General features: G+C 30.0%; 8 protein-coding genes. 4 read left to right on the forward strand and 4 right to left on the reverse strand.

Going from position 1 to position 9,849, the window contains the following annotated elements:
* Positions 1-78 precede the first annotated feature (78 nt).
* Together AB1Z17_RS05670 and clpB are read right to left on the reverse strand one after the other, a co-directional pair.
* Positions 79-582 (reverse strand): histidine phosphatase family protein, encoded by a 504-nt coding sequence (locus AB1Z17_RS05670; RefSeq protein WP_368050829.1) that lies wholly within the window; start codon positions 580-582, stop codon positions 79-81.
* Positions 583-731: 149 nt separating this feature from the next.
* The gene (gene clpB / locus AB1Z17_RS05675; RefSeq protein WP_368050830.1) at positions 732-3,323 is read right to left on the reverse strand and encodes an ATP-dependent chaperone ClpB; all 2,592 of its coding nucleotides are present in this window, start codon (positions 3,321-3,323) and stop codon (positions 732-734) included.
* 170 nt (positions 3,324-3,493) lie between these two features.
* Between clpB and ytxJ the strand changes: the two genes are divergently transcribed.
* Positions 3,494-3,889, forward strand: a complete 396-nt coding sequence (gene ytxJ, locus AB1Z17_RS05680; protein WP_368050831.1) for a bacillithiol system redox-active protein YtxJ — start codon at positions 3,494-3,496, stop codon at positions 3,887-3,889.
* Here the strand turns inward: ytxJ and fahA are convergent.
* Complete coding sequence (gene fahA, locus AB1Z17_RS05685) at positions 3,858-5,159, reverse strand: fumarylacetoacetase (RefSeq protein WP_368050832.1); 1,302 nt, start codon at positions 5,157-5,159, stop codon at positions 3,858-3,860. The two genes, ytxJ and fahA, sit on opposite strands and share 32 nt — an antisense overlap.
* Before the next feature lie 119 nt (positions 5,160-5,278).
* On the opposite strand from fahA, the gene glyA reads away from it, so the two are divergent.
* Together glyA and AB1Z17_RS05695 are read left to right on the forward strand one after the other, a co-directional pair.
* Complete coding sequence (gene glyA, locus AB1Z17_RS05690; protein WP_368050833.1) at positions 5,279-6,553, forward strand: serine hydroxymethyltransferase; 1,275 nt, start codon at positions 5,279-5,281, stop codon at positions 6,551-6,553.
* A 192-nt stretch (positions 6,554-6,745) separates the two neighbouring features.
* Positions 6,746-7,456, forward strand: a complete 711-nt coding sequence (locus AB1Z17_RS05695) for a peroxiredoxin (protein ID WP_368050834.1) — start codon at positions 6,746-6,748, stop codon at positions 7,454-7,456.
* A gap of 310 nt (positions 7,457-7,766) precedes the next feature.
* Here the strand turns inward: AB1Z17_RS05695 and AB1Z17_RS05700 are convergent, their stop codons facing one another.
* On the reverse strand, positions 7,767-8,228 hold the full coding sequence (locus AB1Z17_RS05700; RefSeq protein ID WP_368050835.1) for an Lrp/AsnC family transcriptional regulator: 462 nt from the start codon (positions 8,226-8,228) through the stop codon (positions 7,767-7,769).
* A gap of 169 nt (positions 8,229-8,397) precedes the next feature.
* Here AB1Z17_RS05700 and AB1Z17_RS05705 point away from each other — a divergent pair, with 169 nt between their 5' ends.
* Entirely contained in the window at positions 8,398-9,360 is a 963-nt protein-coding gene (locus tag AB1Z17_RS05705; RefSeq protein WP_368050836.1) for an NAD-dependent epimerase/dehydratase family protein, read from the forward strand.
* Positions 9,361-9,849 lie beyond the last annotated feature (489 nt).

The following is a 9,849-nucleotide window of genomic DNA, read 5'->3' on the forward strand; positions in this document are numbered from 1 at the left end:
TAATAAATTATTGGCAATGATATTAATCAATAAGTCAAAATTATGGTATAATTTGAGTGAAAGCTTAATTATTATATTTTAACCAGCAATTTTTAAAAGTATATCTGAGATAGCATTATTTGAAATAGTTATAATATAAAGGTTCGCATTATTACGATCGTCCATTTCTGGATATTTTTCTGCTTCTAAAATTTTATTTACAAATTGAGGTGTAGTATTGCTATGTCCAACAATTAAAACAGTTTTTCCTTTAGTTTGAGCTTTGAATTCCTCATTAAATAGATTGCTAGGATCATAAAATAGGACTTCTAAACTTTTTCTTTTTGCTGTTGGTAAAGCTGTCTGAATTGTTCTATTGTAATTTGTTGAAAAAATAAAATCAAAGTTAATATGTTCAAAAGTTTTACTCCAGTTTATAGCCCTACTAACACCTCTTTCTTTAAGGTTAGGATTTTTAATTTTTATATTGGAACGCACTTTTTCGGCATGTCTAATTAAATAATAGGTAGTTGTTTCCGTTTCTTGAGCTTGTAAACTAAGCATACAAAAAAGCGTAATAATAAGTAATACTAATTTATTCATAATAAATTTAATTTAAGCACGAAGATACATAAAAAGAAACCTACAAGATTTTTATACTCTTGTAGGTTTTTAAAAAATAAAGATTTTTAAAGTGATTATTTAATGGTGTAATGAGATGCTGAAACTAGTTCAGCATCACGAATCGACACCTATTTATTTCTAAACACAATTTTATCATCAAAAGCATCTAATAAAATATGACTATCAGATGTTACTCTTGCTGATAATATTTCTTTAGACAATTGGTTTAAAATATCTTTTTGGATTACTCTTTTTACAGGTCTAGCTCCAAATTGAGGATCAAACCCTTTATTTGCGAGTGCTTCCACCAAATCATCAGTATATTCTATATGAATGTCTTGTGCTTTCAACATTTTTATCAAGCCATTTAATTGAAGTTTCACTATTTTAAGAATTTCCTCTAAATTTAATGGTGTAAACATGATAATTTCATCAATTCTGTTTAAAAACTCAGGACGAATAGTTTGTCTTAACAATCCAATAACTTCAACTTTAGTAGCTTCAGTTACTACATCTCTATTTTTCATATCCATTTTTTCAAACTTTTCCTGAATAATATGAGAACCCATATTTGAGGTCATAATAATAATGGTATTTTTAAAATCTGCAATTCTACCTTTATTATCGGTTAACCTTCCTTCATCCAACACTTGCAATAAAATATTAAAAGTATCTGGATGTGCTTTTTCAATTTCGTCTAATAAAATAACGGAATACGGTTTGCGTCGTACAGCTTCGGTTAATTGCCCACCTTCTTCGTAACCAACATATCCTGGAGGTGCACCTACCAATCTGCTAACTGCATGACGTTCCTGATATTCACTCATATCAATTCGTGTTAAAGAACTTTCATCATCGAATAAATAGACAGCCAATGCTTTGGCTAATTCTGTTTTACCAACACCAGTTGTTCCTAAAAATAAGAATGTACCCAATGGTTTTTTTGTGTCTTGCAAACCTGCTCTTGAACGTCTAACAGCATCTGAAACAGCAACAATTGCTTCTTCTTGTCCAACAACTCTTTTGTGCAATTCGTCTTCTAAAAGCAATAACTTTTCACGATCACTTTGGAGCATTTTTGTAACAGGAATTCCAGTCCATTTTGCAACAACTTCAGCAATATCATCTCTTGTAACTTCTTCTTTAATTAAGGCGGAATCTTGATTTTCAGCCATTTCTTTTTGAAGCTCTTCTAGCTTTTCTTGTTCATCTTTAATTTTTCCATATCTTATTTCAGCAACTTTACCGTAATCACCCTCACGTTCGGCGCGTTCAGCTTCTAGTTTATAATTTTCAATTGCTTCTTTACTAGTTTGAACATTATCCACCAATTCTTTTTCACTTACCCATTTTGCATTAATTTCGTTTCTCTCTTCTTTTAAATTAGCTAATTCTTTTTTAAGTGAAGCCAATTTCTTTTCATCTTTTTCACGTTTAATAGCTTCAATTTCAATTTCTAACTGCATAATTTTTCGATCCAAAACATCTAATTCTTCTGGTTTTGAATTGATTTCCATGCGTAATTTTGCAGCAGCTTCATCCATTAAATCTATGGCTTTATCTGGTAAAAACCGATTTGAAATATAGCGTTGCGAAAGTTCTACCGCAGCAATAATAGCCTCATCTTTTATTTGTACTTTATGGTGATTTTCATATTTTTCTTTAATTCCACGTAAAATTGAAATAGCACTTTCAGTGTCAGGTTCATCTACAACAACTTTTTGAAATCTTCGTTCTAAAGCTTTGTCTTTTTCAAAATATTTTTGATATTCATCTAAAGTAGTTGCTCCAATGGCTCTTAATTCGCCACGCGCCAACGCAGGTTTTAAAATATTTGCTGCATCCATAGCACCTTGTCCGCCACCAGCACCAACTAACGTATGAATTTCATCAATAAAAAGTACAATTTCACCTTCGGCAGAGGTAACTTCTTTAATAACCGATTTTAGGCGTTCTTCAAATTCTCCTTTGTATTTTGCACCTGCAATAAGTGCTCCCATATCTAAGGAATAAACTTGTTTTCCTTTTAAATTTTCTGGAATATCTCCTTTAATTATTCTGTGTGCTAAACCTTCTGCAATGGCAGTTTTTCCAGTTCCAGGCTCACCAACCAACATTGGATTATTTTTTGTTCTACGCGATAAAATTTGTAGAATTCTTCTTATTTCTTCATCTCTACCAATAACCGGATCTAGTTTTCCATCTTTTGCTAACTGATTTAAATTACGCGCATATTTATTTAAGGAATTGTAAGTTTCTTCAGCACTTTGCGAAGTTACTTTACTTCCTTTTCGCAATTCAGCGATTGCAGCTTGCATAGCTTTATCAGTAACTCCTTGATCTTTTAAAATTTGCGATGTGGTATCTTTTGTATTTAAAATTGCCAATAATAAATGTTCTATTGAAACAAATTCATCTTTTAAATCATTGGCTTCATTAGTTGCTGTAGTTAACATTTTTGAAGCATTTCTGGAAAGGGTAGTGTCGCCACCGCCTGTTACTTTAGAATAGCTATCAATGGTTTTATCAACCAAGCTTTTTAACAATTCTATATTTATTCCTAATTTTTTAAAAATAAAAGGAGTTACATTTTCATCAACTTCAAAAATAGCTTTTAAAATATGTGAGTTTTCAATTTGTTGATGTCCATAACTTTCTGCAATTTGCTGTCCTTTTTGAATAGCTTCCTGCGATTTTATTGTAAATTTATTAAAGTTCATAACGTTTTAGTTTTTTTGTATTTATATTTGTAGCTTCAAAAAATATTCCAATTGAAATTGCTGATTAAAAAAGGTCATTTTGTCTTGTTTATGAAGAGGTTAGCGACAATTTGTCTATTTTTGAAAACAACTTAAAACCTTATTAAAGGTACAAAAAACACAAAAATAATATGGGAATTTTCGGTGGTATTTTCGAATCAAATAAAGAAACAAAGAATAAGAATACATTTAACTGGATTCCATTAACAGAAACTACTCAATTAAAAGAGATTGTTGAGTTATCAAATAATAAATTAGTAATGATTTTTAAACATAGTACACGCTGTGGAATAAGTAGTGGAGTGCTTTCTAGATTTGAAAAAGCAACAGATTCTACTTTAGAAACTGTTGCTTTTTACTATTTAGATTTAATACAATATAGAAATATATCCAACCAAATTGCAAAAGAATTTAATGTTTATCATCAATCACCGCAAGCAATTATTTTAAAAAATGGAGTAGTGGTAAAGCATGAATCACATTATGATATTATTTCTAATCTTTCTTTAGATGATTTAATAAAATAGGAGGTAAAATTTTACCTGTACATTTTCCAAAACCTATTCTACCTTTTTTATTTTCGCAATATCCGCGTAAAATTAAGTTGTCACCATCGTTTAAAAAGGTACGTGTAGTTCCGTCTTTTAAAGTAATTGGTTTTTTCCCTCCCCAGGTAAGTTCTAATAATGAACCATAACTATTTTCAGTAGGACCAGAAATTGTTCCACTTCCCATTAAATCACCAGCTCTAACATTACAACCATTAACAGTATGATGCGCTAATTGTTGCGCCATTGTCCAATATAAATATTTGAAATTAGAAGTGCTTAAGGTGTTTATATCTCCATTTTCTGTTTCTAATGTTACTTCTAATTTAATATCAAAACTATTGGATGTATTTTCAAGTTGCAGATATGGCAATGGTTCAATTTCTTGTTTTGGACTTTCACATCTAAACGGTTCTAAAGCGTCTAAAGTAACTATCCACGGAGAAATTGTTGAAGCAAAGTTTTTAGATAAGAATGGTCCTAATGGAACGTATTCCCATTTTTGAATGTCACGAGCACTCCAATCGTTTAATAATACCATTCCAAAAATATATTCTTCGGCTTCATTTGCATTAATAGTTTTTCCTAAGTCGTTTGCAGAAGTTGTAATAAAAGCAGTTTCAAGTTCCATATCTAACCTTTGTGAAGGTCCGAATACAGGTTTTGTTGCTCCATTTGGTAAAGTTTGTCCGTGAGGTCTTCTAATATTTGTACCGGAAACTACAACCGATGAAGAACGTCCGTGATAGCCAACAGGTATGTGTAACCAATTTGGCATTAAGGCATTGTCTTTTCCTCTAAACATTGTGCCCACATTGGTAGCATGTTCTTTACTTGAATAAAAATCGGTATAATCACCAACATCAATTGGCATTAACATTTCAACTTCATTTACATCAAAAATTATAATTTCTTTATGCTTTTCGTTGTCGCGTAACGTTGGATTTTCTTTATCGAATACTTCTGCAATTCTATTTCTTACCAAACGCCAGGTTTTTCTACCATCTGCAATAAAATCGTTTAAAGAGTCTTGCATAAAAATATCATCGGTTAATGGGATTCCATTAAAATAACCTAATTGATGAAATGCGCCTAAATCAATAGCATATTCACCTATTCTTGTTCCAATTGTAATAATATCATCTCTTGTAATAAAAACTCCAAAAGGAATATTTTGAATTGGAAAATCACATCCTTCAACTACAGGGAGCCAAGATTTTCTGTTTTGATTGTTAGCAGTTATTTCCATATTAATTAATTTATATTTTGTTCGACTAAATTTTCTTATCAAATATATATGTTTCTGCTTAAAAGAAAAATGAAATTGCTATTTTTGCGATTAATTTAACTTTTAAAAAAGTAAAAAGAATGCAACGTGACCAAATTATTTTCGATTTAATAGAAGACGAAAGAGTAAGACAAACTAACGGATTAGAATTAATTGCTTCAGAAAACTTTGTAAGTGAGCAAGTTATGGAAGCTGCAGGTTCTATTTTAACAAACAAATATGCTGAAGGATATCCTAATAAGCGTTATTATGGTGGATGTGAGGTTGTTGATATTATTGAACAAATAGCAATTGATAGAGCTAAAGAACTTTTTGGAGCTGAATATGTAAACGTACAACCACATTCTGGTTCACAAGCGAATACGGCGGTTTATGCCGCTTGTTTAAAACCTGGAGATACAATTTTAGGTTTCGATTTATCTCATGGGGGACATTTAACCCACGGATCTTCTGTAAATTTTTCTGGTAAATTATACAATCCGGTTTTTTACGGAGTAAATAAGGAAACAGGTACAATAGATTACAATCATTTAGAAAAACAAGCTAAAGAGCACAAACCAAAATTGATTATTGCTGGTGCTTCTGCATATTCTAGAGATATAGATTTTAAAAAATTTAGAGCAATTGCAGATGAGGTTGGAGCTATTTTAATGGCTGATATTTCGCACCCGGCAGGTTTAATTGCTAAAGGAATATTAAACGATCCAATTCCTCATTGTCATATTGTTACCACTACTACTCACAAAACGTTACGTGGACCAAGAGGAGGGATGATTATGATAGGAAAGGATTTTGACAATCCTTTTGGATTAAAGTTGAAAAACGGAAGTCTTAAAAAAATGTCAACACTTATAAATTCTGCTGTTTTCCCAGGAAATCAAGGTGGACCTTTAGAGCACATAATTGCTGCGAAAGCAATAGCTTTTGGAGAAGCTTTAACAGATGAGTTTTTGCATTATCAAATTCAAGTTAAGAAAAATGCTTCGGCAATGGCGGATGCTTTTGTTGAAAAAGGATATAATATTATTTCAGGTGGTACAGATAATCACTGTATGTTAATTGATTTAAGAAATAAAGATATTAGTGGTAAAGATGCTGAAAATGCTTTGACTAAAGCAGATATTACTGTAAATAAAAATATGGTTCCTTTTGATGATAAATCACCTTTTGTAACTTCAGGAATTAGAATTGGAACTGCTGCAATTACAACACGTGGATTAAAAGAAGATGATATGAAAGCTATTGTTGATTTAATTGATGAAGTAATCCAAAACTATACAGACGAAACAAGATTAGAAAATATTGCCGAAAAAGTAAATGAAATGATGTCTCATAGACCAATATTTACTTGGTAGTATAGAAATATTGCTTTATAATTAAGAAGGCTGTTTATATTCAATTTAAACAGCCTTCTTTTTTAACCTTATTTTAACTTCAATAGGTAATTTAAGTTACAATTATTTCAGCTTTTATGTTATAAATTTATGCCTTTAGATTAGTAATCAAGGTTTAAAGAATAATAATTTATAAATTAAAAATACACGTAAATGGAAGCAGAAAAAGAATATACAGGAATGCCAAGAATTGGAGATAAAGCACCAGAATTTAAAGCGGTAACTACGCAAGGAGATATTCATTTTCCAAACGATTATAAAGGAGATTGGGTAATACTATTTAGTCATCCAGCAGATTTTACACCAGTGTGTACTTCAGAGTTTATGACTTTTGCAAGTATGGAAGATAAATTTTTAAATGCCAATTGTAAATTGGTTGGATTATCTATAGACGGTTTGTACAGTCATATCGCTTGGTTGCGTTCAATTAAAGATAAAATTGAATACAAAGGAATGAAAAATGTAGAAGTTAAATTCCCTTTAATTGAAGATATTACTATGGAAGTTGCCAAAAAATATGGTATGCTTCAACCAAACGAAGATTCTACAAAAGCAGTTAGAGCAGTATTTGTAGTTGATCCTGAAGGAATTATTAGAACAATAATTTACTATCCATTAAGTTTGGGTAGAAATTTTGATGAATTGTATAGAGTTGTTATTGCATTGCAAACTGCTGATGCTTTTGGAGTTGCAACACCGGCCGATTGGAGGCCAGGAGATGATGTAATTATTGGTCCTGCAGGTTCTTGTGGTTCAGCTGAAGATAGAATGCAAGGAAAAGAAGATATGGATTGTAAAGATTGGTATTTCTGTACAAGAAAATTAGATAAAGATGTAGTGCTTAAAAGAGTGCTTAAAAAATAGTTTTAGTATCGTTTAATTGTTGATTTGTTGAATTGTGCAATTCAATATTATTTGAACATTTAACTTTCTAACTTTGAGATTTTACAACATTCCAACTTTTAACATGTTTAAATGTTGACAACTATTATGCTGAAATCGATTATACAGCCTTTTCTTATTTTAAAATAAGAGATTTTTAAATTTTCGATTTCAGCATTTTTTAATTGTTGTTAGCAACCGTCACACTAAACTTGATTCAGCATCTTATAATTTTGAATATAAATCACATTAAGAATCAAAAATAAATTCAAGTTGGCATAAATTTTACCTTTTAAAAATAGTATTCGGTTGTACTATACATTTCTTTTAAAACAAAATAACTTTCTAAAACACCAATATTTTCAATTTTAGATAATTTTAACCGAACAAATTCGTGGTATTCATCTAAATCTCCTAAATTAATTTTTAAGAAAAAATCAACTTTACCAGCCATATGGTAACATTCTTGTACTTCTTTTAACGCTTTAATTTGCCGTTCAAACTTTTCAATAAAACCTTCATTATGATACCTTAAAGAAACCATACAAACAGCAGTTATAGGTTTATTTACGAGTCTTTTGTCTAGAAGAGCGACGTATTTTTTTATATATCCATTTTTTTCAAGTCTTCTAATTCTTTCATAAACAGGTGAAGCTGAAAGATTTAATAGTTCCGAAACTTCTTTAGTTGTCTTTTTTGAATCTTTTTGTAAGATTCGTAAAATTTTAAGATCTATTGCGTCGAGTCGTTCCATAAAAAGATAAAATTACTGGTTTTATATAATTTGAATATAATTTTCAGATAAAAATAAAGATAAAATGCTGCTTGAAAGATAAAAATACTTATTTTAATTGAAATATAAGTTTATTTGATTGTAAAAATTAATAAATGTGTAATTTTATACTGTTCAAAATGTATTTAAAATGAGTAAAGATAGAATATTAATTACCGGAGCAAGTGGTCAGTTAGGAACTGTTTTAACTGAGGAATTACAAGAAAAATTTGGAGTTTCCAATGTAATAGCAACCGATTTAAGAGATAATCCTAATTTTATAGGAACTTTCGAACAACTCGATGCTACTGATTTTGATGCTATAAAAAAAATAGTATTAAAATATAAAGTAACTCAAATTTATCATTTAGCAGCTATATTGTCTGCCAACGGAGAAAAATATCCTTTAAGTACTTGGGATATTAATATGAAAACTTTTTTTAATATTTTAGAAGTTTCAAGACTTCACAATGTAGAAAAAGTATTTTTCCCTAGTTCTATTGCTGTATTTGGTGATAATATTGATAGAATTGATACTGCTCAATCTTCAAACCTAACACCATCAACTGTATATGGAATTAGTAAAGTGGCTGGAGAAAACTGGAGTAAATATTATTTTGAAAAATATGGTTTAGATGTGCGTTCCATTAGATATCCAGGTGTAATTGGATACCAATCGTTGCCAGGTGGAGGAACTACAGATTATGCAGTTGAGATTTTTCATAAAGCTATAAAAAATGAAAATTACGAATGCTTTTTAAGTAATTCTACTACTTTACCTATGATTTATATGGAAGATGTAATTAGAGCAACTATTGACTTAATGGATGCTCCCAAAGAAGCGATTACAATTCGTACTTCATATAATTTAGCAGGTTTTAGTTTTGATCCAGCACAATTAACAAAAGCAATTCAAAAAATATATCCAGATTTTCAAGTAACTTATAATCCAGATTTCAGACAAAAGATAGCAGATTCTTGGCCAATGAGTATTGATGATTCGGATGCAAGAAAAGACTGGAATTGGAATCCTAAACATTCTATAGATTCTATGACTCGTGATATGATTCGCAATTTAAAAATTAAGTTTTCTCAAGAGAATTTAACCGTTTAAAGCTCATTTCATCATATATTTTAAAATCAGGTTTATTTTGTAGCTATTTGACTATAAAATTATTACCATTAAAATTAAAAAACCCATAAACATAAAATTTATGGGTTTTTTGGTAAGATTTATTGTTCCCTCAGCGGAGAAAGAAGTCCTAAAAAGATATCTTTTTTACGTTCATTTTTCAGATTGAAAAGTATCAAAAAAATAGAAGTATGATAATTATCACTACTTAAAAATCTAGTAATTAGCAATTTAATAATTTGTTTAAAATTACTTGAATGGTCCATTTCTTTAGAAAAATAAGATATCAATTATTTACAAAAAACCTGCCTACCGGATCGACTGGTAAGTTTAGTAAATATCTTCTGTACGCAATAGGAGAAATTATTTTGGTGTCATTGGGATTTTGATAGCTCTTAAGATTAACAACTTAAATAACCAGCAAATTTTAAATAAGGCAGAAATAACATCCTATCAAAATATAAAACGGCA

Source organism: Lutibacter sp. (assembly GCF_040883305.1).
In the GTDB taxonomy this organism is placed as follows: Bacteria; Bacteroidota; Bacteroidia; order Flavobacteriales; family Flavobacteriaceae; genus Lutibacter.